Source organism: Paenibacillus sp. FSL L8-0502, assembly GCF_038593055.1.
Lineage (GTDB): Bacteria > Bacillota > Bacilli > Paenibacillales > Paenibacillaceae > Paenibacillus > Paenibacillus polymyxa_D.
In genome coordinates, this window is record NZ_CP151958.1 from 3,320,890 (window position 1) to 3,347,105 (window position 26,216).

25 protein-coding genes are annotated in these 26,216 nt (G+C 48.0%); 11 read left to right on the top strand and 14 right to left on the bottom strand.

Annotated features, from left to right (window positions below):
- The first annotated feature begins 22 nt into the window (after window positions 1-22).
- Genes NSQ57_RS14165 through hydF form a run of 3 tightly spaced genes read left to right on the top strand, consistent with a single transcriptional unit; the run spans window position 23 to window position 3,298 of the window.
- Complete coding sequence (locus NSQ57_RS14165; RefSeq protein WP_013310648.1) at window positions 23-613, top strand: 4Fe-4S dicluster domain-containing protein; 591 nt, start codon at window positions 23-25, stop codon at window positions 611-613.
- Window positions 610-2,058 (top strand): aspartate ammonia-lyase, encoded by a 1,449-nt coding sequence (locus tag NSQ57_RS14170; RefSeq protein WP_342424960.1) that lies wholly within the window; start codon window positions 610-612, stop codon window positions 2,056-2,058. The genes NSQ57_RS14165 and NSQ57_RS14170 overlap by 4 nt, the downstream gene beginning before the upstream one ends.
- A complete protein-coding gene (hydF, locus tag NSQ57_RS14175; protein ID WP_342424961.1) occupies window positions 2,045-3,298 on the top strand; it encodes a [FeFe] hydrogenase H-cluster maturation GTPase HydF in 1,254 nt (417 codons plus the stop codon). Before NSQ57_RS14170 ends, hydF begins: the two co-directional genes overlap by 14 nt.
- A 144-nt stretch (window positions 3,299-3,442) precedes the next feature.
- On the opposite strand, the gene hydG is transcribed toward hydF, so the two are convergent.
- From hydG to NSQ57_RS14190, 3 genes are all read right to left on the bottom strand, one after another.
- The gene (gene hydG, locus NSQ57_RS14180) at window positions 3,443-4,855 is read right to left on the bottom strand and encodes a [FeFe] hydrogenase H-cluster radical SAM maturase HydG (RefSeq protein WP_013310651.1); all 1,413 of its coding nucleotides are present in this window, start codon (window positions 4,853-4,855) and stop codon (window positions 3,443-3,445) included.
- Window positions 4,856-4,904: 49 nt separating this feature from the next.
- Complete coding sequence (gene hydE / locus NSQ57_RS14185; RefSeq protein ID WP_256026076.1) at window positions 4,905-5,957, bottom strand: [FeFe] hydrogenase H-cluster radical SAM maturase HydE; 1,053 nt, start codon at window positions 5,955-5,957, stop codon at window positions 4,905-4,907.
- Between the two features lie 256 nt (window positions 5,958-6,213).
- Entirely contained in the window at window positions 6,214-7,830 is a 1,617-nt protein-coding gene (locus NSQ57_RS14190) for an alkaline phosphatase (protein ID WP_342424962.1), read from the bottom strand.
- A gap of 238 nt (window positions 7,831-8,068) precedes the next feature.
- Here NSQ57_RS14190 and NSQ57_RS14195 point away from each other — a divergent pair, with 238 nt between their 5' ends.
- Entirely contained in the window at window positions 8,069-8,986 is a 918-nt protein-coding gene (locus NSQ57_RS14195) for a LysR family transcriptional regulator (protein WP_029517394.1), read from the top strand.
- 338 nt (window positions 8,987-9,324) lie between these two features.
- Here the strand turns inward: NSQ57_RS14195 and NSQ57_RS14200 are convergent, their stop codons facing one another.
- The 5 genes from NSQ57_RS14200 to NSQ57_RS14220 form a co-directional block, all read right to left on the bottom strand.
- Complete coding sequence (locus NSQ57_RS14200) at window positions 9,325-9,465, bottom strand: hypothetical protein (RefSeq protein ID WP_165082404.1); 141 nt, start codon at window positions 9,463-9,465, stop codon at window positions 9,325-9,327.
- Window positions 9,466-9,546: 81 nt separating this feature from the next.
- Window positions 9,547-10,350 (bottom strand): hypothetical protein, encoded by an 804-nt coding sequence (locus tag NSQ57_RS14205; protein ID WP_165146856.1) that lies wholly within the window; start codon window positions 10,348-10,350, stop codon window positions 9,547-9,549.
- Between the two features lie 72 nt (window positions 10,351-10,422).
- Window positions 10,423-10,842: a hypothetical protein gene (locus NSQ57_RS14210; protein WP_029517392.1), complete on the bottom strand. Its 420-nt coding sequence runs from the start codon at window positions 10,840-10,842 to the stop codon at window positions 10,423-10,425.
- Window positions 10,843-11,078: 236 nt separating this feature from the next.
- Complete coding sequence (locus tag NSQ57_RS14215) at window positions 11,079-12,359, bottom strand: helix-turn-helix transcriptional regulator (RefSeq protein ID WP_342424963.1); 1,281 nt, start codon at window positions 12,357-12,359, stop codon at window positions 11,079-11,081.
- Window positions 12,360-12,381: 22 nt separating this feature from the next.
- Window positions 12,382-13,200, bottom strand: a complete 819-nt coding sequence (locus NSQ57_RS14220) for a carbon-nitrogen family hydrolase (RefSeq protein WP_069011519.1) — start codon at window positions 13,198-13,200, stop codon at window positions 12,382-12,384.
- A 176-nt stretch (window positions 13,201-13,376) separates the two neighbouring features.
- Between NSQ57_RS14220 and NSQ57_RS14225 the strand changes: the two genes are divergently transcribed.
- From NSQ57_RS14225 to NSQ57_RS14255, 7 genes are all read left to right on the top strand, one after another.
- Window positions 13,377-14,558, top strand: coding sequence for a pyridoxal phosphate-dependent aminotransferase (locus NSQ57_RS14225; protein ID WP_342424964.1), 1,182 nt, complete (start codon window positions 13,377-13,379; stop codon window positions 14,556-14,558).
- Window positions 14,559-14,799: 241 nt separating this feature from the next.
- Entirely contained in the window at window positions 14,800-16,005 is a 1,206-nt protein-coding gene (gene proB / locus NSQ57_RS14230; RefSeq protein ID WP_069011518.1) for a glutamate 5-kinase, read from the top strand.
- A 12-nt stretch (window positions 16,006-16,017) separates the two neighbouring features.
- Window positions 16,018-17,310: a glutamate-5-semialdehyde dehydrogenase gene (locus NSQ57_RS14235; RefSeq protein ID WP_039271142.1), complete on the top strand. Its 1,293-nt coding sequence runs from the start codon at window positions 16,018-16,020 to the stop codon at window positions 17,308-17,310.
- 39 nt (window positions 17,311-17,349) lie between these two features.
- The gene (proC, locus tag NSQ57_RS14240) at window positions 17,350-18,216 is read left to right on the top strand and encodes a pyrroline-5-carboxylate reductase (protein WP_029517386.1); all 867 of its coding nucleotides are present in this window, start codon (window positions 17,350-17,352) and stop codon (window positions 18,214-18,216) included.
- Window positions 18,213-19,424 carry a 2,3-diketo-5-methylthiopentyl-1-phosphate enolase gene (locus NSQ57_RS14245; RefSeq protein WP_342424965.1) on the top strand — a complete coding sequence of 404 codons (1,212 nt, stop codon included), beginning with the start codon at window positions 18,213-18,215 and terminating at the stop codon, window positions 19,422-19,424. Before proC ends, NSQ57_RS14245 begins: the two co-directional genes overlap by 4 nt.
- Complete coding sequence (locus NSQ57_RS14250) at window positions 19,421-20,092, top strand: 2-hydroxy-3-keto-5-methylthiopentenyl-1-phosphate phosphatase (RefSeq protein WP_342424966.1); 672 nt, start codon at window positions 19,421-19,423, stop codon at window positions 20,090-20,092. The genes NSQ57_RS14245 and NSQ57_RS14250 overlap by 4 nt, the downstream gene beginning before the upstream one ends.
- Entirely contained in the window at window positions 20,092-20,748 is a 657-nt protein-coding gene (locus NSQ57_RS14255) for a methylthioribulose 1-phosphate dehydratase (protein ID WP_165146907.1), read from the top strand. Before NSQ57_RS14250 ends, NSQ57_RS14255 begins: the two co-directional genes overlap by 1 nt.
- A 541-nt stretch (window positions 20,749-21,289) precedes the next feature.
- Here NSQ57_RS14255 and NSQ57_RS14260 read toward each other — a convergent pair.
- The 6 genes from NSQ57_RS14260 to NSQ57_RS14285 form a co-directional block, all read right to left on the bottom strand.
- A complete protein-coding gene (locus tag NSQ57_RS14260; RefSeq protein WP_069011515.1) occupies window positions 21,290-21,901 on the bottom strand; it encodes a flavin reductase family protein in 612 nt (203 codons plus the stop codon).
- A gap of 165 nt (window positions 21,902-22,066) precedes the next feature.
- Window positions 22,067-22,849, bottom strand: a complete 783-nt coding sequence (locus NSQ57_RS14265) for a hypothetical protein (RefSeq protein ID WP_069011514.1) — start codon at window positions 22,847-22,849, stop codon at window positions 22,067-22,069.
- A gap of 1 nt (window position 22,850) precedes the next feature.
- A complete protein-coding gene (locus tag NSQ57_RS14270; RefSeq protein ID WP_342424967.1) occupies window positions 22,851-24,116 on the bottom strand; it encodes a multi-tm2 domain protein in 1,266 nt (421 codons plus the stop codon).
- Between the two features lie 94 nt (window positions 24,117-24,210).
- Window positions 24,211-24,681 (bottom strand): hypothetical protein, encoded by a 471-nt coding sequence (locus NSQ57_RS14275; protein ID WP_029517379.1) that lies wholly within the window; start codon window positions 24,679-24,681, stop codon window positions 24,211-24,213.
- Window positions 24,678-25,310 carry an RNA polymerase sigma factor gene (locus tag NSQ57_RS14280; RefSeq protein WP_274597660.1) on the bottom strand — a complete coding sequence of 211 codons (633 nt, stop codon included), beginning with the start codon at window positions 25,308-25,310 and terminating at the stop codon, window positions 24,678-24,680. The genes NSQ57_RS14275 and NSQ57_RS14280 overlap by 4 nt, the downstream gene beginning before the upstream one ends.
- Before the next feature lie 174 nt (window positions 25,311-25,484).
- Window positions 25,485-26,213, bottom strand: a complete 729-nt coding sequence (locus NSQ57_RS14285; protein ID WP_049816981.1) for a DnaD domain-containing protein — start codon at window positions 26,211-26,213, stop codon at window positions 25,485-25,487.
- Window positions 26,214-26,216 lie beyond the last annotated feature (3 nt).

Genomic DNA, 26,216 nt, shown 5'->3' on the forward strand with positions numbered 1-26,216 from the left:
AGTTAGAGAGGAGTCGAATTGTATGAACCGTTTTGTTTTAGCTGATCCCGATCAGTGTATCGGCTGTCGTACCTGTGAAATCGCATGTGTCATCGCACATTCAGCGGAGAACCCTTTTATCTCGCCGGATGATGAGTTTCATTTTCACCCTCGTCTGAAGGTTATCAAATCATTTGGAGTCACTGCACCCGTTCAGTGTCGTCACTGTGAGGATGCCCCATGCGCCAACGCTTGTCCGAATGGCTCCATTACGAATGCAGATGGCTGCATTCTCATTAATAGTGAAAGCTGCATTGGCTGTAAAACCTGCATGATCGCCTGCCCTTACGGCGCGATTACCATGGTACCCGAGTATCGAAACGGGCAGCCTGTGGTGCAGGACGGATTGTATACCAATATGTCAGGACGTTTGCAACCCAAAGAACGCATGATTGCCAGTAAATGTGATTTGTGCGAAGGCGTGGACGGCGGTCCGGCCTGTATTGGTAAATGTCCAACACAAGCCCTCAAGCTGGTCGAGCCAGATCTGGTTCATGCCCGGGTCGAGGAAAAACGCGCTGCAAGTGCACGTCAGCTACTGCATATGACACGCATTCCGGCAACGGGTCTATGACCGAAGGTTTCCCTCTGCCTACAAATACGCGAACCGAGCGGGATGCGCTAGGAGAGATGGAAATTCCCGCAGATGCCTTTTACGGTATTCACACTGCACGCGCGATGAACAATTTTGCGGTCAGTGGCAGGCCCGTGAACCAAAACTTGATCCACGCTCTTGTGTTGGTAAAAAAAGTAGCCGCTCAAGTAAATGGTGAGCAGAAACGAATTCCTGCCCAACGGGCCTCTGCCATTGTAAATGCCTGCGACGAAATACTCGCCGGGCGGCATCAACATATGTTTACCGTGGATGCCATGCAAGGCGGCGCAGGCACCAGTACCCATATGAATGTAAATGAGGTCATTGCTAATTTGGCCATCGTACAGCTAGGAGGCAGACCAGGGCAGTATGAGATTTTACATCCGCTGGATGATGTGAACTGCTGCCAGTCTACGAATGATGTCTATCCGACAGCGCTACGAATTGCAGCGATACGGCTGCTTCGGCCTTTATGTGACACGATGTCTTCGTTACAGGATGCTTTACAGCACAAAGAAACAGAATATGCCGACTTGCTCAAGCTAGGCCGCACTCAGCTAATGGATGCCCTGCCCATGATGGCCGGGCAGGGCTTTGGTGCCTACGCAAAGGCTATAGCGCGCGACCGCTGGCGTCTCTATAAAGCTGAAGAGCGGCTGCGGGAAATCCCTATTGGGGGCACGGCGATTGGCACAGGTATGAACGCGCCCCGCGCATACAGCTATCGGATGGTCGAAAAGCTGGCGGATGAGACTGGCTTTGGATTGAGTCGCAGTGACCACCCGATGGACCCGATTCAAAATATGGATGTCTTTGTGGAGGTCTCCGGTCTACTCAAATCAGCCGCCGTGAATCTGTACAAAATAGCTGGCGATTTTCGCCTACTGGCCTCTGGTCCTTTCGGTGGTTTTGGCGAATACACGCTGCCTCCAGTTCAGGCGGGATCCTCTATTATGCCTGGCAAGGTCAATCCGGTAATAGCTGAAATGGCAGGACTCACAGCCATGCGTGTGATAGCCGAAGATGCGGCTATCACTATGGCCGCTGCCTCCGGTCAGCTGGAGCTAAACGCTTTCCTGCCGCTGATTGCCGAATCGCTGCTGGAATCGCTACATATTCTGAACAGCGCGGTTCGACTATTCGAGGAGCGATGTGTGCGCGGCCTGATCGTGCGTGAGGAACGCTGTACTACAAATCTGCGTAACTCAGCCGTGATGGCTTCTGCGCTGGTCGCGGAGCTTGGCTATGATGAAGCTGCCTCTATTGCATCTGCAGCCATTGTGCAAGGTCGCGCACCAGAGGATATTGTAGAAGATCGCGGCCTACTGACCCGTTCGCGGATTGAGCAATTATGCCATCCCTATACAGTAACCAAGCCCGGAATTCCGGGACAGGAAGAAGGAACTCACCATGGGAATGAATGATACCCCTCGTAGCAATCGACCACATATCGTCCTGCTCGGTCGCCGCAACGCAGGCAAATCCAGCATTCTGAACACCCTGACTGGTCAGCCCGTCGCTGTGGTATCTCCTCTAGGAGGAACGACCACGGACCCCGTTTTCAAACCAATGGAGCTGCTCCCTGCGGGTCCCATTGTTCTGGTGGATACCGCCGGACTGGACGATGAGGGTGAGATCGGAGAGCTGCGCCGCAACAAAACGCTCGAAATACTTAATAGTACAGACTTGGCCCTGCTCGTTATCGACGCCACCGTTGGTGTCGGACCATTCGAGCATGAGCTACTCGAAAAGCTCCGCACCAAAAAGATTCCTGTTATTGGGGTATTGAATAAAATAGATACCCTTACTGAATCAGATAAAACGGCTACAAAGCTGGCAACTGAACTGGATCTCACCCTGATTCCTTTCAGTGCATCTTTGCTTTGGGGAGACACGGAACTGAAAAAGGCTATTACTAATACGCTCCCTCAAAACGAGGATCGTTTCCGTATCGTCGGTGACCTGTTGTCACCCGGCGATGTTGTTGTGCTGGTCGTTCCCATCGACAAAGCTGCACCAAAAGGCCGATTGATCCTGCCACAGCAGCAAACAATCCGCGATACACTAGAGAGTGATGCCATCGCTGTAGTGACCAAAGAACATGAACTACGATTGACTCTGGAGAGATTGGGACGTAAGCCTCGCTTGGTCATTACCGATTCACAGGTTTTTATGAAAGTAGCGGCCGACACACCCAAGGATGTGCCTCTTACCTCTTTTTCCATCCTGTTTGCCCGTCATAAAGGCGATCTGGACGAACTGGTACGAGGTGCAAGAGCCATTGATCGCCTCAAGGATGGAGACCGTGTACTCATTGCCGAAGCCTGCACTCACCAATGCCAATCTGACGATATTGGTCGAGTGAAAATTCCCCGCTGGCTCCGCCAAACGATAGGCAAACGTCTCATCATCGAGCATGCATCCGGCTCCAGCTTCCCTGATGATTTGAGCGAATATGCACTGGTTATTCATTGCGGTGCATGCATGCTCAATCGGCGTACGATGCTTCATCGAATGTCGGAAACAAAAGCTGCCGGAGTGCCGATTGTGAACTATGGTATTTTCATCGCTTATGTACAGGGGGTCTTTCCCCGTGCTATTGAATGCTTCCCATCTGCTATGCTGGCATGGGAGCAAGCTGTAGAGACCGGCAGTTATTCCTAAAAGTTCTCATCTCGTCATTCATATTTTTTCCAGACACACAAAAGCAGCCGCGCTGATTTCAACGCGACTGCTTTTTATTTTCAAGTTCATTATAAATCATGAGAATTTCATAGCGTGAAATGATACTACGAATAATATAAATTGCTAAAAATACAAATCGCGTTCGCCTGCTTCCAGTCGTTCAAGTCTGTCAAGCGTCAAACGGCGCGTTGATTCACGTGGTATACGCTCCAGATTTTCTCGCAGAGCGGCAGCTCCCAGTTCACGTGCCTCCTCATCCCCATAATCCAGCAGATATTCTTGGAAGGTCAGCAGCGAATTCGGCTGGCATACATTATGAATTTGTCCTGATTTGGCAAGCTCCATGAAACGATCTCCAGTTCGCCCCTCACGGTAGCAAGCTGTGCAATAGCTCGGCATATATCCGCCACGGCACAGACTTTTAATAATTTCCGATGGTGAGCGATGATCCCCCACCTCAAATTGAGGCTTATCATCAGTTTCCTGTTTTGCATATGCCCCTACGCCTGTAGCTGAACCTGCACTAATCTGCGACACGCCTAGACCAATGACGCGGTCCCTATATTCCGGCTCCTCGCGCGTGGACAGGATCATACCAGCATAAGGGACAGCCAGTCGAAGAACGGATACAATTTTCATAAAATCCTCATCGTTGACCAGGTACGGATATCGCTCCAGATCTACATTTTCAGCCGGACGCAATCGTGGAACTGAAACCGTATGAGGGCCACAGCCAAAGGCTTCTTCCAAGTGCTCGGCATGTTTCAGCATCGCTACGGTCTCATAGCGGAAATCATACAAGCCGTACAACACACCGATCCCCACATCATCTATACCCGCACGCATGGCTCTGTCCATGGCGGTAGTATGCCAATCAAAGTCCCGCTTTGGTCCCTGTAGGTGGAATTTACGATAGCTTTCCCGATGATACGTTTCCTGAAATAAAATATACGTACCAATGCCCACCTCTGCCAGTTTCCGATAGTCCTCCTCGGTTGTGGATGCAATATTCACATTGATCCGCCGAATGCTGCCGTTATCCACCTTGACCTCATAGATCTGGCGCAGACAATCGACGATATAGTCAATGGGACAATGGACTGGGTCTTCTCCCGCTTCCAGCACGAGTCGCTTGTGTCCCAGTTCTTGAAGCACTCTAACCTCCTCCACCAATTCCTCCGGTGTCAGACGGCTACGAGTAAAGCTGTCATTGGTATGTTTATAACCACAATATTCGCAGTTATTCACGCAGTGGTTGCTTACATATAAAGGGGCGAACAACACAATCCGGTTGCCATAAATTTGCTCTTTGACTGCCCTCGAAGATTTGAACATCTCTTCCAATAATTCAGGATCATCCACATGCAAAAGAGCCGCCGCTTCACTCGCACTCAGTCCCCGGCAGGCTCTCCCCTTTTCTAAAATTTCTAAAATACGGTGTCGATCTGTTGCCTCTTGTTTCCCCTGCTCCACTGCTGCCATAATCTCTGCTTCATTAATAAAATCCGCCGACACTTTCTCCCGTACTCCACTCACGTATACCCATCTCCTTATTCATGGTTACTGCAATGTTTCCGTCATAGCCTCACAAAGTTTCCTGTCTCATAAGTTGTCGTTGCACCCTCAAACTATCACCGCGCCCCATATCGACTTCAAATCCCGCTCCACGAATCCGCAGTTCCAGGCAATGACGACATTGGGCAGACTCATCTCCCAAACATATTTTATTCTCATAAATCGCATACTTAGGCCTCACCGCCAGTGGCGACAAATTGGGCATCACCACATTTGCCCCTGCCTGAAGCGCCTTCTCCCTGCCTTGGGGATGAATCGTTCCCATTGCCGTGGACGCCGGAATAAGTGCATCTGGAACAACCAGTCGGGATAACGAAATAATATCGAGAGCTTTTTCCATGCTCCCCTGACTGGCATTCCGAAGCGGCGTGTTGCTATGCGGTAAAAAAGGACCAATCCCGATCATATCTGGTGACAGGCTATGCAGATAGACCAAATCGTCTGCTAATTCACTATTTGTTTGTCCTGGTAACCCCACCATACATCCGGCCCCGATCTGAAAGCCGATTCGTTGCAAAGCCAGCAGACGGCTGCGCCTGCTTTCCATCGTCATCGTCGGATGCAGCTTGGCGTACAAAAGGGGGGAAGCTGTCTCATGCCGCAGCAAAAAACGGTCCGCGCCCGCCTCGTATAATTGCTCATAAGTTTCATCATCTCGTTCACCGATGGACAGTGTGACTGCCACATCCGCGAAACGGCTTTTAATTTCTCGAATCAATTTCGTCAGCCGGGCTGCTGTAAACCAGTAATCTTCCCCACTTTGCAGCACAAAGGTCCGATAGCCGAGTTCATAGCCCTCCGCACAACAGACCAGAATTTCTTCCGGCTGCAAACGGTAACGATCTGCCTGTTTATTCGAAGCACGTAGCCCACAGTACATGCAGTCCTGACGACATATACTGGAGAATTCAATTAATCCCCGTAAAAAAACACCTTTGCCATAGCGCTCCAATTTGGTGCGAGCTGCCAAGTGCCTCAGTTGAGCCCGCAGCGTCGGCTCATCGTCCAAACGTGTCAGCAACTCCATCATTTCCGTATGCGTCCATTCCTTGCCGTCAGCCAGACGCAGTAATAATTCGTCCGTGACTCATCCCTTCTTCCCTCGTCCATCCGGACTTCACATCATCGGCGGCTTGTACCGTACATGTATATTCTAGCAATATCGAAGAAGATGTAACGTGACTAGTTTCACAAAAAATCCCATTTTATAAAAACCTTCTTCAACTTCCGCCTCAAAAAATACACATTTAGCTCAACACACAAAAAAGCTGTCTCTTCCTCTAATGGAAGAAACAGCCCTTGTCGAATGGTTCTGCATATTACTGAATCAAATCAATTGCCTGCTGGGGTACAAAATAATCAACACCGTTAAATACAACTACACCGTTGAGCGTGGTATTTTTACCATTCAGCATAGCAATATTTTTGTATACCGGAAGTTCCAGCTTGTTACTGCCTTTGGTCACTGTAATGACTTTCGTATCCGCAGTAAACTTGGCTCCTTTAGCTTCAAAAGCGGCTTTTGCAGGAACAAAAAGCTGCTTGCTGACTGTATCCAAGTCCAGTCCAAGTACACGTGTCATATACTTATTTACATCCGTATTGTCGATTACACCGGTTGGACGGTCTCCGTTCGGCGCATACGTGTACAACACCACATCGCCTCCTGTATGTCCGCCTGTAGTCCAGCCAATATTCGCACGTTTGCTAATGATCGGTCCGACAGCATAGTTCATGCTGCCTTCTTTGGCATCTTTAATGGTTTTTACTTCTTCGTCTGTCAAATCGGTGATGCCAAAATATGTGGAAAGCACCTCTTTAATATTGCTACGATCTGCATTCAGCTTGGCTTCCAAGCCTTCACCCGTCATCTTCGCTTTTTTCAGCGGGTCTATAAAAGAAGCTAAAGGTGTTTTGTCATAATTGCTAGTTGTATCGCTGCTACCAATCGTCAATCCACCGTTTCCGTGGTCTGTCACTGCTACGACGACTGTATTTTGGTTTTGCTTGGCGTAATCCACAGCTACTTTCACTGCATCGTCAAATGAAAGCACGTCACTAATAATTCCGGTTGGATCATTTGCATGGGCGGCCCAATCCACTTTACTGCCTTCTACCATTAAGAAGAAGCCTTTATCGTTTTTGGACAACACATCAATTGCTTTCGATGTCATTTCCGCCAGACTAGGTTCCTTGGATGCATCGCGATCCAGGTTATACGCAAGTGCCTCGGGAGAAAAGCTTCCCCAGAGCTTGCTGGAGGTCGAATTTTTCAACCCTTCAGGTGTCGTGACAAAATCATAACCCTGGTCTTTAATTTGGGCTACCAAATCTTGGCCATCTTTACGCCCTGCTGCCTCCAAAAACTTGCCGCCTCCACCTAACACTACATCAACCCCGTTGTAGGCTTGCTGCATGCTGAGTGCATCATAATTTTTACGATCAGGATAATGTGCGGTAAAATCTGCTGGTGTCGCATGCATAATCTCGGAAGTCGCAATAATTCCGGTCGATTTTCCTGCCAGCTTGGAAGCCTCAAGAATGGAAGCTACAGGCTTTTTGGCGTCACCCCCTGCAATGGGTTGTTGTCCAGGCATTGTCGCTTCATCAGGAAGGACACCTACATACCCAGTATGAGATTTATGTCCTGTGGCAAAAGCAGTACCCGCTGGAGCAGAATCGGCAATTGGAGCATCCGCAGAATGCGTACGCACCATGCCGCTTGCCATGCTGTCTAACGTTAAGGAGGATCCTTTGTACCATCTAGCCAGTGCAGTGGCGTCATTAGCCATACCGTCTGGAATCAAAATAATTACGTTTTTAATCGACGTGTCCTTTTCGACTGCCATCGCCGTCCCACCGCTTACTGCTAGCATCATCGTCGCTACGAGTGCAGCCACCGATTTTTTCGTATGTAGCCCCCAACATTTTAGCATTCATTTTCCTCCCAGATCTTTTTTGTACAACCAGAACTAAGATTAATTATGTTTTATCAGGAGAATGTTAAAGGAATTCATTATCTATATTAAAAGACGATATTTGTGACAAAACGCTTCATCTATATAATACTTGTGACACATGAGATTCGTCAGGACTGGGCATTTAATTTTATTATTGTATAATCAGTCTATGATGTAATAGGAAAAGTTTATAAGATAAGGAGCATGAAATTCGATGGAATTCAGACAGCTTCAGTACACCCTGCAAATTGCAGCGGAAAAAAACTTCTCACGCGCAGCAGAAAAACTGCATATTGCTCAGCCTTCTTTGAGCCAACAATTGTCCAAACTTGAAAAAGAACTTGGGGTACTTTTATTTCAACGCAACACCAGCACGGTGGAATTAACACATGCAGGAGCAAGCTTTGTAGAAAAGGCAAAAAAAATAGTTGATGCAGTCGAGCAGCTCCGGCAGGAAATGGACGATATTTCTCAGCTGCGAAAAGGGAAGGTCGTCGTTGGCAGTATGCCTATCACAGGCTCCCATTTGCTGCCGCATGTGCTGCCTGTATTCAAGAGGGCTCATCCAGACATTGAAATCGTGTTAGTCGAAGATTCATCCATGAATCTGGAGAAAAAAACGGCAAGTGGCGATACAGATCTCAGCCTGCTCTCTCTTCCCTTAGTAGAACCTACACTTTCTTATGTACCCATCGGTGAAGAATGGATTGATCTCGCTGTTCCTCCGGGTCATCCCCTAGCCCTGCGTAAAAATGGTACCCAGCCGCTGCCAGTGCATATGGAAGAACTGAAAGACGAGCCTTTTGTCGTCCTGAAAAAAGGGCAAGGCTTTCGCAAGCTGACGATGGATCTATGTCATCAAGCAGGCTTTGAACCCAATGTGGTGTTTGAAAGCACTAATATGGAGACCCTTCAATCGCTCGTAGCGACAGGTATGGGCGTGACACTCGTCCCACGTTTTATCGCACGGGCCGCCAGTAGCGAGTTTGTTCCAGCATTGCTGCCACTCGCCGAACCTACTCCCAGCCGCACCCTAGCGATTGCTTACCGGAACGGACGCTATTTGTCTAAAGCTGCCGAAGCTTTTATTGATACCTTCCGAGAAACAGTCGAGCAACTTTCTCAAAAGTAGCCTCGAACGTGAAAAGGACCGTCTTCCTCCCCAGCCCAAGCTAGTGAGGAAGACGGTCCTAGGGCTTCGCCCCTATACTTTCAATACTGCAATTAGATCACGGGTTCGATTACACTGTTGCGATGTTGCTTCCATCTGTCTTCAACGAACCACATTTCATGTTCATTTGAAATTCATGTCAGCCTCGCCTGATTACTCTACGCTTGCTCGGAAACTCCACTTTATCCATCCCGCATCACTTCTTTCCTTAAGGTCTCTAGTCTTGGTATCCAAGAATGTCCTACCTCAGTTCCAATGTGCTGTGTGATCCCAAAGTGTCTGTCCTCGCCTTGTTGTGATCAGGGTCTCCCTAGATGTGGTGGACTTTTGTCCTGATCATAGCCCATTTCATAGTTGTTTCCGACAACCTGTCTATTTAAGCCTCTCGGCCGTGACAGGCCATCCCTATTCGCCAGTTCGGATCTACTTTGGTTATCCATCGTTATCAACCTCCTGGTGTCGGGATACTATTATAATACACCTATAGGCTGTATCTGAAACAGGTATCATAAAAAACTTTTTTATGATCGAGAAGAACCAAATGCTTGCTGTACCTCGGCTTCACTCACTTGTGTTTTAAAGACCAATTTCGAAGGATCTTGAGGTGAATAAATGACCTCTATAATGCTTCCTTGCTGCAGCTTGGATAGTTGGGAAGAAAAAACATCCTTTTGCGTGGTTACATTAAAGGTATCGCCGTTGCTTTTCGTTACACTCAGCGTAAATTGAAGCTTAATTTTATCGGATCCCGCTTCACCCATGGGTGTAACATCCAGCACCTTTGCATATGCCTGCTCACCGGTTTTGGCAATTTCCATCAGCTCGGGCGATACGCCCTGCTTGACCATTTGCTCATTCATTAACGCTTGCAAATCCATCTGCGACACCTGCCCTTTCAGGTCAAGTCCTACTTTCTTTTTGTCTTTCTCCGATATTACGAGTGGAATGATCGAGCCTGGCTGAAATTGAGCCATGGAAGTTAAAGGAATAATCGTCGTCAAAGCAGTATCATATTTGTCTTCTCCCTGTTTGGTTACGGTCAACCCAAGTTTTACCTGCGGCTGATTGTTTACATAAGTCCCTGTTTGCTGAACACTAGTAATGATCCCTACCCCAGGAGCACCCTTCTTGACTTTACCCCCTCCGAAAAACGCACCTATAATACCAGGTAGAAATATAAGCGCAAAGCCTGTATAAATTAACGGCCGATACCACGGAGCATCCATAATCAAAAATGGATCATTCCATAAGTAGTTAGCCAAGAATGGTGAGAAGCCTACACCAAACACTAGAAGTACCCCGATCATACTCAAAAATCCTTTCATCCTTCAAAACCCCTTTTCAATCATCTGTTTAAAATATATGTCAGCAAGATAGGGTGAAACACCTCATTCATTTTACGCTGTCACCAGACCCATATAGATCAGCTCTGATGGATTTTTCGGGTTGCTTCCCAGACCCACCGTATCTCCAGGCCGCGGGATTTGCAGCTTGGATACGAGCGTTTCCAACGTTTTTTGGTATCGATTGCCGTTAATTTCTGTCACATCTAGCACTAGCACTACGATCGGATCAAAATTCACGAGCTTCCCGGTATCTGTTACCGAAATAATAACCGCAGTCGCTGCCATCGCCAAACCACCGTTAGCCGCTGTTTGAGCTTGTCTTGCCGAATTTAGGCTTTGGTTGATCTGTTCCCGATGCTCTTTGGGTACTAGACCTTTCATAAATAAGCCTGACAGGCCTTTATTCATCAGTTGGTCTGCTTGTTCTATCGCATCCTGCTGTTTTTTCTTTTTACCGAAAAAGTTCATCATGTGGTTGCACCTCGTATTTTGTATTGTCGTACCTTATGAATTCAGTATAGAAGACGGTTCCTGACATCACAATACGTTTTGGCACATACAAAAAAACCGGAAAAACAGGAGCTTCAACCTGTATTTTGTCGGTTTATTTTTGAACTTTGGCACGGTTCGCACAAAATTTTGCACACTTCCGAGTATTCTTTCGAACGATCTATCCGATAGTTTTGTGAAAAGCGAATGATTTCTGACTATTTTTTTCTTAAAAGGTAGACCAGTTTACGATAATACGCAGATGATTCTTTATAACGACGACTGTCCTCGGACACCACAGCCAGCGTTTCATATAACTGTTCAAGCCGCGCTGGATGCTGAAGAGCTTCAAAATAAGGCAAGCATTGCAAGGCATGCATCCAAAAGGCGTCCTGATTTCCCTGAGCAAGCGCAAGCTGGCTTTCATAAAAATCAAGCCCCATTTGCTGATCTGTTGTCAGATTGGTTTGGCGAAGCTGATCCAAATGCTGTGAGAGAAGGCCCCAATTTTTCCGCACAAACGCAATCTCACAACGATATATCAGCGTAACGGGCAGCATCATCTGCTGCATTTCCTCCCGCTCCCGACTCACCAGCGCTTCAAAACGCCCTACTTCCTCCAATGCCTTGTCCAGCTCTCCAATCGATGTCAGCATAATAATCCGGTTGTTCAGGATGGTCGTGAGCATATCTGCCGCATTTTCCAAATAGACTAGATTGGCCTCAGCCATAGACAGCGTTAACAGTGCTTCCTGTACAGAACCCATGGCAAAACAATATCCGCTGTAAGCTACATACAGGCCCGTCAAACGGTGAAAAAGCCGATCATCATACACCCTTCGCATCGTCTGCTCGAATACCTGCTTCGCCTGATCAAATTGCTTAACCTGAATGCAGGCCTCCATCATAATGTTTTTCGCATTGAGCCAGTTTTCCGTCCCCTCTTCCACCAATCGGATTAACTGCGTAACGTTATTCAGCACATCATAATAATGATTTTTAGAGCGGAGATACTGGATTTTATAAAATAAAATTGCTTTTTTTAGCGGTGCGGGCAGCTCCACCTCATCCGAACGACCAAACTTCTCCAAATAAAAATTCAAATAGGTTTGATGTAAATATTCATAGGCCGTTGGGTCATTTAATTGCTGGTAATAAACGGCCTTCATCAAATAAGTCGTCATTTCCACTACCAGTGAATCGTTGCGATCCTCCAGCTGATCCACATAGCCTTCCGTGGCAGGATTAGCCAGCTTGGACAGCTCTGTAAAAATCTTATCCGCTGTAGCCAGCGTTTCCTCATCCTCTGCCGCTGCACGTAAGAGGTACGATGGGTTTACACCTAAACGCCCAGCAATTTGCTCGGCCAGATCCTCTGCTAACGGGTAACGGTCGGCCAGTATATTCGCAAAATGTGCAGGTGTCACCAGCCCGTCTACCAGCTCTTTACGGGACAGGTTTTTCTTTTTACACAAAAATTCAATGCGTTCCTTAAGCATGGAGTATTCCTTTCTACACTGATTATCGGTCATACAGTGAGGGACGCCGATCTTCAAACACCGGAATACGACCACGCACGTCCTGCACCAAGGCAGACTCAATCGTTCCTGTGAGAATCTCCTCCTGCTCTCCGCCCTCAGCAATGATTTCTCCCCATGGATCAATAATAAGTGAATGCCCGAAGAAATCAGTTTCTCCGCTGCGACCTACCCGGTTACAAGCAATGACATACATTTGATTTTCTATAGCACGTGCGGTCAGCAAGGTGCGCCAGTGATGCAGCCGAGGATGAGGCCATTCTGCGGGTACGATCAGCAAATTCGCGCCCGACAGAGCCAAACTGCGGGCTAGTTCAGGAAACCGGATATCATAGCAGATCGACGCACCTGCCTGAATCCCATCATCCAGTGCGAATAAAACCTTTTCTTCGCCAGGCTGCAAATATTTTTCTTCATCCATAAGTCGGAATAGATGAATTTTGGAATACGAAGCAACCTCTCTGCCTGTTCGGTCAAAAACAAGCATCGTATTATACACATGACCGTCGCTTTTTTTCTCTGCGATCGACCCAGCTACTACGTTCACTTGGTGGGTGGCAGCGAATGCTGCTATCCATGCCCGGGTCTCCGTTCCTTCCTTGTCCGCCAGCTCATGAATGCGCTCCAAGGCATAGCCTGTGTTCCACATTTCTGGCAGGACAATCAGATCCGGCCTCAGTTCGGCTTTCATCGCTTGTTCCATTAAAGCTCGGATATGACTGCGGTTTTCCGGGGGATTTCCTATCTCTATGTGAGCTTGTATGAGTGCAACACTGAACGGCTGAGCTTCCTGATACGTCAAAATCCTTCATCCTCCTTGTGAGCCGGAGCTTCTCGTGACCCATTGTCCGGTATTTTCTCCCATCATAGCCCGATCAGTCTGGATTACGCAACCATGCAAGCTTAATTCCCCCTATACAGCTCGGTAAAATCGTGATAGATTATTTCTTAAACTATTCCAAAAGGTCGTGTACATGGATGACTCATTTTTCTATTCCTTCCTCTGACGTCATGAAACAGTTACCCACTCAATTTTTTGCCACACTTGTACAAAATGTAAACCGTGAAATCGCGGCGGGGTATGATGTCATTAATCTCGGACAGGGGAACCCCGATACCCCCACTCCTTCTCATATTGTAAAAGCTTTGCAGGAATCAGCAGATAACCCGCTATATCATAAATATTCGCCATTTCGCGGTTATAGCTTTCTCAAGGAAGCCGTTGCCCAGCGCTATCAGGAGGATTACGGTGTAACGCTCAATCCTGAAACCGAGGTCGCCATCCTGTTTGGCGGAAAAACGGGTTTGATTCAGCTCCCACAAGTCCTACTCAATCCCGGTGATGTATGTCTCGTCCCCGATCCCGGTTATCCGGACTACTGGTCAGGTGTAGCCTTGGCTAAAGCGAAAATGTCCTTTCTCCCATTAAACAAAGAGAACCGTTTTCTACCCGATTATGAAACCATTTCCGCGGAAGACCGCCGCCGCGCTAAGCTAATGTTCCTTAACTATCCGAATAATCCTACCTCGGCTACTGCTCCACTTTCCTTTTACGAGGATACGGTTGAATTCGCGCAACGTAACGGCATTGTGGTTGCCAGTGATTTTGCCTATGGCGCTATTGGATTTGATGGCGAACGTCCGGTAAGCTTCCTACAGGCTAAGGGTGCTAAAGACGTGGGGATTGAGTTCTATACCTTGTCCAAAACGTACAATATGGCGGGCTGGCGTGTTGGTTTCGCGCTCGGTAATGCCGAAATCATCTCGATGATTAACCTGCTGCAGGATCATATTTATGTAAGCTTGTTTGGCGGCATTCAGGCAGCCGCAGCAACAGCCTTGACGGCCTCGCAGAACTGCGTAAGCGAGCTGGTTGCCCGTTATGAATCGCGCCGTAACGCTTTTTATGATGCACTTGGGCAAATCGGCTGGAAGGCGACACGCCCAAGCGGCTCCTTTTTCAGTTGGTTGCCTGTGCCGCAGGGCTATACTTCTACTTCTTTTGCTGATCTGTTGTTGCGGGAAGCCAAGGTGGCTGTCGCTCCAGGGATCGGCTTCGGGAGTGGCGGCGAAGGATATGTGCGAGCGGGGCTGCTGAGCTCAGAAGCTCGACTGACCGAGGCGGCTGATCGAATTGGCAAGCTAAACCTGTTTGGTTAATCCGTATTTTCCAGCTACAACTTCTTTGCCAAACCTGGTCTTTTCGTGGTATTCTGTATCCAATATCATTTAGCGCGTTGAAGGGACTATTAAGAGAGACCCGGTCCTGTTCAGAGAGTAAATTCCGATAGGCTGCAAGAATTTACCTGGACTCTCTCCCAACTCCTATCCCCGAGCGCCCTGCGCAATCAGGCGGCCCCTGCCGTTAACAGGTTTCAAGTGGGATGATCATGAATCATCAATGAAGGTGGTACCGCGGAAGCACAAACTTTCGTCCTTTGCATACAAAGGATGGAAGTTTTTTTGCATTAAAAAGAGTAAAATTAAGGAAGTGGACGTCATGTCAACACGTATCGTCATTAAAATCGGTAGCAGCTCTCTAACTGGAGTGGAAGGTGGCTTGAATCGGGAAGCCATCGCTTATTTTGCCCGGGAAATCAGCTTGCTTCGTGCAAAAGGTTATGAAGTGCTGCTGGTTACATCAGGCGCAGTAGCCGCCGGATTCAGAGAGATTGGGTACCCGTTTCGCCCTAAGCTGCTACATGAAAAGCAGGCGGCAGCGGCTGTTGGCCAAGCTCTTCTCATGCAGGCCTATGAGCAGGCTTTTAAAGATTTTGACCTAGTGATCGCGCAGGTTCTGCTTACCCGTAGTGACTTTTTGATCCGCAAACGGATGAACAATGCCGGAATGACCGTAGAAGAATTGCTGCGCCAGCAGGTTATCCCGATCTTTAACGAAAATGACACGGTATCAATTGACGAATTGAAATTCGGCGATAACGATATGCTGTCCGCGCTGGTTGCCAATCTGGTCAAAGCTCAGCATCTGATTATCATTACGGACACCGATGGCGTATATACGGCAGATCCGCGCAAGCATCCGAATGCCGTACGTTTTGAACGTATCGAAGAAATTACAGAGGAGATTTATGCATTAGCTGGAGGTTCTGGATCGTCTGTAGGTACTGGCGGCATGCGATCCAAGATCGAAGCTGCCAAAGTCGCTACACGCGGCGGTGTGCCTGTATATGTGGGACGTGTAAGCGCGAATGGCGATCTAGACGCAGCCGTTGAAGGACACGGACCGGGAACATATTTTGACACTCACCTCTCTTCACTTCCGATGAAAAAACAATGGCTTGGATTTATGTCCACCCCTCTGGGCGCGGTGCATGTAGACGAAGGGGCCGAGGACGCGCTGGTTCACGGAGGACACAGTCTACTTCCGGTTGGCGTACGACGTGTCGAGGGCAGCTTTCATGCCGGAGATGTCGTTGAGGTGCTCGGACCGGAAAATAAAGTGTTAGGACGCGGCATCGTCAATTATGACGATGAACAGCTTCGAATGGTACAAGGATTACCGAGCGGTGAGGTTGTGGGCAAAATTGGTCCCATTCACCGGCTTGAGGTGATTCACAGGGATGAATGGATTACATTATGTATGTAGGGAGGCCGTAACATGAGTGATTTAACGACAAACACAGCTACAACCGAGGAGAATCAGTTTAGCGAAGTACGAACCAAAGCGAATCTTGCCAAAAAAAGTGCCGGGGTCATGAATCGCCTGACTACAGCACAGAAAAACGAAGCATTGCTTGCTATGGCTGAAGCTCTAGTAAACCATACTGAAGAGCTGATTGCAGCAAACCATAATGACCTGAAACATGGACGGGAATTGGGAACATCGGAATCGCTGCTCGACCGCCTCACGCTGACCGAGGACCGAATCGGGGCAATTGCCGAAGGATTACGCCAAATTGTGGCACTACCTGACCCGGTCGGCGACACCCTTGAGCAAATTGAACGTCCAAACGGTCTGCGAATTGAGAAGATACGTGTGCCGCTGGGTGTCATCGGCATCATATATGAAGCGCGTCCAAATGTAACCGTGGATGCCGCGGGCCTGTGCTTGAAAACAGGTAATCCGGTTGTGCTACGCGGTGGTTCGGCCGCCCTCTTCTCCAACCGCAAGATTATCGAAGTACTCCAGCAGGCATTAGACGCAACAGCTGTGCCACGCGAGGCACTTCAACTTATTGAAGATTCAGACCGTGCCTCGGTCAACGAAATGCTCACCTTGAACGGCTTGCTGGATGTAATTATTCCACGTGGCGGGCGTTCACTCATTCAAAATGTTGTTCAGAACGCTACCGTACCTGTCATCGAAACCGGAGCAGGTGTGTGCCATACCTTTTTGGACGCTACAGCGGATGCAGCAATGGCCGAAGCGATTACACTGAATGCCAAGGTGCAAAGACCGTCCGTGTGTAACTCGATGGAAACACTGCTCGTACACTCGGATTATGCAAAAGCACACTTAACAGGATTGGCAGAACGCTTTCGTGATGCGGGGGTCGAGCTACGCGGCTGCGCACGCACACGAGAATTGGCTCCTTGGGCTGTTCCTGCCACAGAAGAGGACTATGGCACCGAGTATAATGATTACATTATGAACGTCAAGGTCGTGGACAATTTGGACGAAGTACTGGAGCACATTGCCCGTTACGGTACGATGCATTCTGAGTGTATTGTCACCGAGGACCAAGCCCATGTCGAGCGTTTTCTGCAAGAAGTGGACGCGGCAGCCGTGTACCACAATGCCTCTACCCGCTTCACGGATGGCTTTGAGTTCGGGTTTGGTGCCGAGATCGGAATCAGCACACAAAAATTACATGCCCGTGGTCCAATGGGATTGCCTGCCTTGACTTCAACCAAATATCGCGTGTACGGTACTGGACAAATCAGGGAATAATAACAAAAATCAATCCGTATCCTTGGAGGTTATGAATCTATGTGTGAATCACAAACGAAAGTTTTAATTAACGAGCAAATTACGTTTTTCGGGGCAGGATCAATGGCAGAGGCTATTATTCGTGGAATGACGGCTCGTTCTGTCGTTAAACGTAGTGGTATTACCGTTATCAACCGCAGTAATCAGGCTCGTCTTGAGGAACTTCAAAAGCAATATGGAGTCTTGTACCAAACCGAGGATGCCGCCAAAACCGAGCTTCTGCGTCGTTCTCCAGTCATTGTGCTTGCCATGAAGCCCAAGGATGCTGCACAAGCACTTGGACAGCTCGGCCCACTTCTGTCTGATGAGCAGCTGATCATATCGGTCATCGCTGGATTGTCCATTCGTACGATGCAAACATTACTGGGTCGCAAGCAGCCGATCGCACGGACGATGCCCAATACATCCAGCTCGATTGGGCTGGGAGCTACAGGCATTAGCTTTTCCAAAGAGATCAGCGAAAACCAGCGTAAAAATGTGCTTACGATGTTCGAATCTGTAGGTACGGTGACGGTTATAGAGGAAGAAAAAATGGATGTTTTGACCGGGATATCTGGAAGCGGCCCTGCCTATGTCTACTATCTGATGGAAGCCATGATTGCCGGGGGAATTCGTGGTGGCTTGACCCCTGAGCAAGCGCACGAACTAACGGTGCAAACCGCGCTTGGAGCGGCACGCATGGTACAGCAAACCGGAGAGGAGCCTTCTGCCCTTCGCCACAAAATCATGTCTCCTAATGGCTCTACAGTAGCTGCATTGGAAATGCTGGACAAAGGTGACTTCTATGAAACGGTGATTGCAGCGGTGCAGCGGTGCGCTGAACGATCCCGCGAGATGGGAGCTGTACTCAAGGAGGGAATTGAATGAGCTATTGCTTGGCGACCTACCGGGTATACGATGACAAAGCCGATTTTAACCAAAAGGCCCAATCTATTGCCATCGGCATGACGGTGGGCAGCTGGACTGAGCTCCCGCAAGCCAAACGGGACGCGATGCAAAAGCATCTTGGCTCGGTTTATTCTGTGGATATTCACGATGGAGGTCCTGGTGAACGGTACGCCGACCTGACCATCGCTTACCCGGATGTCAACTTCAGCCGGGATATTCCCGCACTGCTGGTCACAGTCTTCGGCAAAATTTCGATGGACGGCCGAATTAAGCTAACGAAGCTGGGTTTCTCGGAAGCCTTCCGCTCTGCTTTTCCGGGACCGAAATTCGGTATCAGCGGCTTGCGCGAGCAGCTCGGCGTGCATGATCGTCCCTTACTCATGAGCATTTTCAAATCTGTGATTGGCCTCGATTTGGACGAACTTCGTGAACAGTTTACCCGGCAGGCTCTGGGTGGCGTTGATCTGATCAAGGATGACGAGATCTTGTTTGAAAATGCGCTGACACCAATTGAGAAACGTGTCGAAGCCTGCATCAAAGCTGCCGAAGCGGCTGAGCGCGAAACCGGTAAAAAGCTGCTGTATGCCGCTAATTTAACGGGGCCGACCTCGCAGCTTAAGACGCAAGCTCTCAAGGCCATCGACGCGGGTGCCAACGCGTTACTGTTTAACGTGTTGGCCTACGGTTACGATGTGCTGCATGAACTTAGCAGCGATCCCGCCGTCTCGGTGCCAATTGCTGCCCATCCTTCGTTAGCGGGAGCTGCTTATCCGTCGCCACATTATGGTATATCGGCGTCCGTTCTACTTGGTCAGCTTATGCGGCTGGCTGGCGCTGACCTCGTCCTCTTCCCTTCTCCCTACGGCTCAGTGACGATGCCGCGTGAGGAAAACATGGCGATCCGCGATGAACTGATCACCCCTGATCTACCGCTGAAGGCCAGCATGCCTGTCCCTTCCGCAGGGATTCACCCAGGCCTCGTGTCGCTCATTGTACGCGACTTTGGTACCGATGTCGTGGTTAACGCTGGAGGCGGGATTCATGGACATCCACTGGGTACAGAAGCTGGTGGGCGCGCCTTTGTGCAGGCGATTGAAGCCGTACAGCAGAATGTCCCGCTGGCAGAATACGCCCGTACTCACCCCGAGCTGCAATCTGCGCTCGACACGTGGGGGGGCGAACGATGAACACAGCCAAGAAGCCCGTCATTTTTTGCGATTTTGACGGGACAATTACGAACAGCGACAATATTGTCGCCATTATGAGGCATTTTCAGCCTGCAGGCTGTGAGCCCATCATGCATCAGATCGTAAATGGGCATACATCCATTCGTGAAGGCGTAGGTGCGATGTTCGCCTTGATGCCTTCGGAGCAAAAGGGCGAAATTATCTCATATGTACTTGGACAAGCTGGTATACGCGAGGGCTTTGCACGCTTTTTGGACTATGTACGGGAGCATCAGATTGAATTTTTCGTTACCAGCGGCGGCATTGATTTTTTTATTGATCCATTGCTAAAACCATTCGATATTCCACACGACCACATCTATTGCAACAAAGCAGATTTTTCCGAGGAGCGCATCCAGATTACGTGGCCGCATCCATGTGAGGAGCCGTGTACAAATGACTGCGGCATGTGTAAAACGACTGTGATTCGTCAATACCCTTCCGAACAATATGAACGGATTTTGATCGGCGACAGCCTAACCGATTTTGAAGGAGCTAAAATTGCCAATCTTGTGTACTCACGTTCGCATCTGACTTTAAAGTGTCAAGAACTTGGCGTACCACATGTCCCCTTTGAAACATTTGATGACATTATCGAGGATTTAAAGCAAAAACAGGGGGTACTGTAATGAGTTTTAACTTGGCAGACATTTCATTCGAGGAAAAACGCCGTTCGTTGGAAGAACTCGCTGATGTCAAGGAGCTATTCGCCTCTCGTAACTGGTTCCCAGGCACAAGCGGCAATCTGTCGATCCGAATCGGTGATTTTCATCCTGAACAATTTTATTTTGCAGTTACCGCCAGCGGCAAAGATAAAACCAAACGCACTCCTGAGGATTTTCTGTTCGTAGACCAATACGGAAAAGCAGCAGAAGCCACAAACCTCAAGCCAAGTGCAGAGACGCTCATCCATTGCGAAATTTACCGCCTGACAGGCTGTGGAGCAGTTTTTCATGTGCATACCGTGTTTAACAATCTGATTTCCGAATATTATGGTGAGCAAAGCGCTGTACCTATCCAAGGTATTGAGCTGATCAAGGCTTTTAACATTTGGGAAGAAAATGCTGCGATTGATATTCCTGTGCTGCCTAATTACGCGGATATTGCCTCGATTGCCAGGCTGGTGTCTGGTGTACTGAATGATCAGGTGCCTGGAATTTTATTGCGTAACCACGGCATTTATGCGTGGGGCCGTGATGTATTTGAGGCTAAAAAGCATTTGGAGGCGTTTGAATTTTTGTTTGAAACGACGTATCGCTCCCTGCTGCTGAAAACTTTGAAGTAAATAAACTCATAAGTCTCAAAGATGTGTATCATTATTAGTAAAAGCGGTTATTGAATATCGAGAACGGGGCCTGAGCGAAAAGCACGGTACGTTCTCTTTTTTATTAAAAAAGTTTCCTATCCTAGTGGTGACATAAAATCTTAGTTGAGGTGATATGGCTCTTCGGGTAAAAAATACGACAAATCATTGCAATTAATTTTTTTAAATGATAGAGCTCCTTTGAACTACATACCATTTATAATTACCAACTTTAAAATAAAGTTGTTGTCGTCAGATTTTGTACATTCAACATACTGTACTAAATCGATTGACGATGGAAATAGGTCATTAAGAAGTTCCATTTGGAAACTAAACGATGGTCAATGGCAAATGTTTTTTTCATCAGGGAACTCCAACAAAATAGGGACTCATTTTAAACACTTGGCTCTCGAAACACCACAATAATATCAACATTCAGATTAAACATAGCCTTCATAAAGGAAATGTGATGAATAAGAATCCTTCCGATGTAATTTAAGGCATGCTGTAAAAAAAGCGCCCCCTATTGGGGACGCTCCAGCGTGAATTGCTCTCCTAGCTTCGCATAATTGTTCCCAGCCAACCGACTTACTGGACGCAACTCCTTAGCAATCACATACGTATTTTGGTACGCTTCCTCGGATAAATGATACTGCACTACGCGTCCGATTAACAGATCACAAGCAGGTGTGTCCTCCTTGCCTCCTAGCGGTATCACCTGTTCCAGAATACATTCCATGCGTATTTTCGCTTCTGTCACACCGGGAACTGCGATTTTTGTACTTTTTATCGGGGTAAGGCCTGCCAGTGTAACCTCACTCTCCTGCGGAGACAGACGGGAAGCCGTCACATTCACCGCTCCCACATTGTCCTCGTCTGTGATATGTACGACAAAAGCTTTATGCTCCATCGCATTACGTGTTGTATCTTTGGATACTCCATCGACACGTTGTACGGATACAGACAGCAGTGGCGGCTCGGAAGCAACGATGGAAAAATAACTGAACGGCGCACCATTCAGCACCCCTTCGCTGCTCAAAGTCGTTACAAAGGCTACCGGCCTTGGAATAATACTTCCGGTCAACAGCTTATAATTTTCACGCCCTGTAAGCGTATCAGGATTCAACGAAATCATTTTTCTCCCTCATTTCCGATCACAATCGCTATTCGACTGCACACCATCAAGTTTCGCCTGATAAGCAAATGCACCATTAGTTAGCGACATGGATGACATCTCAGGCTTCCTTTTCAAGTATCGCGTGAATGATACAAAATGTAAAGTTGGAGCCGGAAAATCTCCCTATTTTTCAATTATATTTCCTCGGCTATCGCGCACAGTAACCGTAATTCCCTCAGGTACAGCAATCGTAACATCAAGCTGCTGTTGAGTCTGCATAAACCGTGTCGGAATTTGACCCAGTAATACATACAAGGTATCGCCGATTTGCTTGGTCTGATATAAATCTTGACCCTTTATTTCGTCCTCTTTGCCTGTGTATACATAACTTCCGAACACATGCACTTCCGGTGAGCTGGTTGCGTCAATTTTGACCGCATAAGGATCTTCTCCCTGTACAATCACTTTATTCACTTCGGCAGGCAGTTTTTCATGCCAGTCTGGGAGAACCCTTGTTTCCTGAACCGAACTCATTATTTCTCTGACTTGCGGAGTGATCCCCAATGAACTGACCAAGGCAAATCCGATACAGCAAAAAACCAATACCGCCGTAATAAACATACTGAATACATCATAACGAATACGCTCACGCGTCCCCTTCCAAGCAGTATACATTAAAATTTCCAAACCCAGCAAAACAAAAACGACAGGCCACCAGGTCAAAGCCTGGTCCAGTATGCCCGCTCCCCAAAACTTGGAGGCAAACGTTATGCTCCCCAGCAGGACGAGGAAAAGTCCCATGGACAGCCTTCCGACTTTCCACACCCCTGCCGGAGCGTTTGACGCTTTAGAGGAATTATTTTTGTTAGATGATGTACCCAATATACCTGTGGAGCCTCCTCCATCGCTCTGAGGATGATGGGCTCCCTTAAAGGGAGCCTCACTCTTTGAAAATTCAGTATCCATTCTATTGCTTCTCCTTTACTCGTTTAGATTTGGAATTCCCGATCATCATCCAAATACCACCGCCGATCAACAATAAGGATACGATAATCGTTCGTAGATACATGTCAACCAAATTATAAATCTCTCCATTCGGAAACAGACGATCCAAAGTAGGAACTAATACGTTGATTAAGATGTAATAGGCTCCTAGCAATAGTAACCCCAAGCCTACCCAGCGGTGATATTGTGCAAACATACCGATCACAGGCTTGTCGATCAGCGGCTCCCGTCCATAACGGCTTACTTGCTGCAACGCATCAAAAAAGCTATAAAACCAGACCACCGGAATCAGGAACAAAAAGAGTGAAAGATGCAGCACGTCCAGTACATAGATGCCTCCTAAAAACAGAAGCATGAGCTGGAGTCCACGCTTTTGCAAACCGATATACATATGTCCAGCACCGGGAAATACCGATAAAATGGTAGCCAGCATTTTACTCCGCCGTCCCTCGACTCTTCCATATTCCAGTTCCTCAAACAAAGTACGGTCCTGAAGCATTTCTCCCGCTTGTTTGCGATGTACATGCTGCACCGCATCAAACATGCAATACAGCCAAATGATCGGTAACACGCCCGCAAACGCCAAAAATCCGGATTCGTTTGTAATGCTGGTAATAAAAACGAGGATCGCTCCAAAGCCAAAGAAAGATAGCAGAAAAGACAAACCACGCTGCATCAGCCCCAAATGAAGGTGTCCCAATCCAGGAATGAACGACAGCAAAATCGTAAAAAAGCGTTCATTGTCCGATCCCTTTTGAAAAGCTGGTGATCCTGCCATACCATGGTGTCCTTGTTGATAATAGTTATAGCCCGGACCATATCCCATTCCTGCTCCCGGCGCATCCGTATCTGAGTGTGTTGCCTCCTCCGGTACCTCTCCTGTTAAACCAGCCTGTCCATAAGGTCCGCTTTGCGAGTAAAAACCATATGGGTTGGGTCCTGCATGAGGAGGATATGGAACAGCAACTGCACGAGGATCATAACGCAACAAGCTAATGATGATATGCAGCATACTCAGCCCCCATAAAAGGGCAGCAATAAACAAACTCACCACAAAAGGCGCTCCGTCACTTGCTATCACTGAAAAAAATATTCCTCCTGCCAGACATCCGAAAAACAAAATGGTGTATACAAACGCGTTGGCTTTTCTGGTCCAGTAATAGTGTCCCACACCGGGAATGATGTTCAATAGAAATGCCAAGAGCTTGCTTCGTTCCGTATAAGGCATCGCTACACTTCCTTTCTATTTATGGAATTTTAATGAAGTCCCCATCTGAAGGTTGTTGTTTTTGAGTTTTTCGTCTCACCCTTTATCCGAAGATTTAGGGCTTTAATTTATCGAGCCAGGTCGTGGTAGCTCGCATGACCTCTTCACTGTAAGAGACGCGCTCTTTTGGAGGAATCGGCTTTCCGTCTGTTTGCGGCATCATTTTGTCAAAGGCTCCACTGGACAACAAGATCAACGTTAGGCTTGCGGCGACAACATAGTGAAACACAGGTTTTTCAAACCAGCGGCGTTTTTTGAACATAACTTGACTCGGTTCAGCTTCTAGCTCGGGAAGAACGGCCATTACCTGATCTGTGAAGCGCTCCGTATCCATCCAGGCAGAATAATCTTTCATAGTTGACTCCAATTGCTCCAGTGCAACAAGATATAACATCAGCGCCTGTTCGTCTTCCAGCAGGAGCCTTTCCAGCCGGGCAGATTCCTCTATCGTGCAAGTTCCTGCAATGTAAGCATGCCAGTCATTCGATTTCCCTTCAATCCACGGTTTATCCTGTTGGTCAGTCATTGCCATTCCTCCTCCTTCCAGTGGTTTCGAATCCATAGTCGCGCCCGGTAGAGTCTCGACTCTACCGTTTTTAAAGCTACCTGCGTCTCTTCTGCAATTTGGTCGTAGGTTTTGCCCTGCATATAGTAGGCTTGAATAATATCCCGATGTTGCTGGGGCAACTGAGCGATTTTTTGCGATAGTTCTTTAATTTGCTCCTCGCGGATGAGACGAGCCAGCACATCCTCATCCCGGGAAGGGAGCTGTACAAGGGACTGTGCGACGTCTATTAGCTCTGCGGGGCGTCTGTCCTGTTTGCGCTTAATATCCAGCGCTTTGTGGAGCGCAATTCGGCTCAGCCACGTTTTAAAACCTTCGTTCCGGTACTGGGGGAGAGACTTGTACACCTGAACGAATGCCTCCTGCGCGGCATCTTCTGCTTCCTTGCTGTCATGCAGCACCGAATAGGCGATATGAAATACATGCTTGCTGTACAGCTCTACGATCTCACGGAACGCCTGCCGGTCACCAGACCGTATTCGTTCAATGATTCTCTCTATATCAATGACGCTCTCCCCCTTCCCAATACTATAGACGCCAGGAAATTTCCTTCCCCTGCATATTTCGAAAAAATAATTTAAAAAGGACACACCCTCCTGACGGAATGGTGTGTCCTCTATCATTAAAGCCTATTTACTCGTCTTCATTTCGGCTTAGCTCACGCGCACAGGCGATATTCCATGTTGTCCTCATTGCACAATAGCCAATCTGCAGTAACAGCCTTCATATATAAGTCTACTACCTAAAAGGCTTAGACCGATACATTAATTGCGTCCGCCACCACGGAATCGCTGGGCGTATTCTTTGGCATCCTGTGCATTACGGACACGGTTTCGGCTCCACTCCAGCAAAATACGGTCTATATACCGGAAATGTACCTTCCCTGCAAATACCGCTTCCTTCAAAGCCAGCAAAATAAGCTCCTCGGGATACCGATCCTGATCCACCCAGCTGGTGATCGTCTCGTATTCCATCGGTGATAATGGTCGCCCGAATTCTTTCTCGAAAATCGTGAACAAATTCCGTTCTTCTGTAAGCGGGGATTCCGATATTCCATTCAGTAAATCCGGCTTTCCGGCAAACAAAATGTCATCTTCATCGTGCTGCTCGTTACGCTCGGCGATCATACATTCTGCCAACTTACGATACAGCCCCGTCAAATTGTAACGTTCGAATTGTACAGATGAACTGCGGTCTTCTACGGAATCAATTCTCAAAAATCCTTCTTTCATGAGCTTACTGAAATAGAGTGCGATTTCATTCGCAGTGCATCCGATACGGGCCTGCAATTGTTCCCATGTCGGAAATTCATTACGTTCCGCTTGTTTGAAGGCAAGCAACTGCATCAGTAGCAGCATTTCGCCATCTGCCAGCCGAAGTGTTCGATAATGCTTGAGCAGGGCGTAGGGAATCTGGACCATTCCGGCTTCCATAGCAAAGGCTACTCCCTCCGCCCATTCTGCCGCTGATGTCTTGTCGAATGATCCGGTCATCGG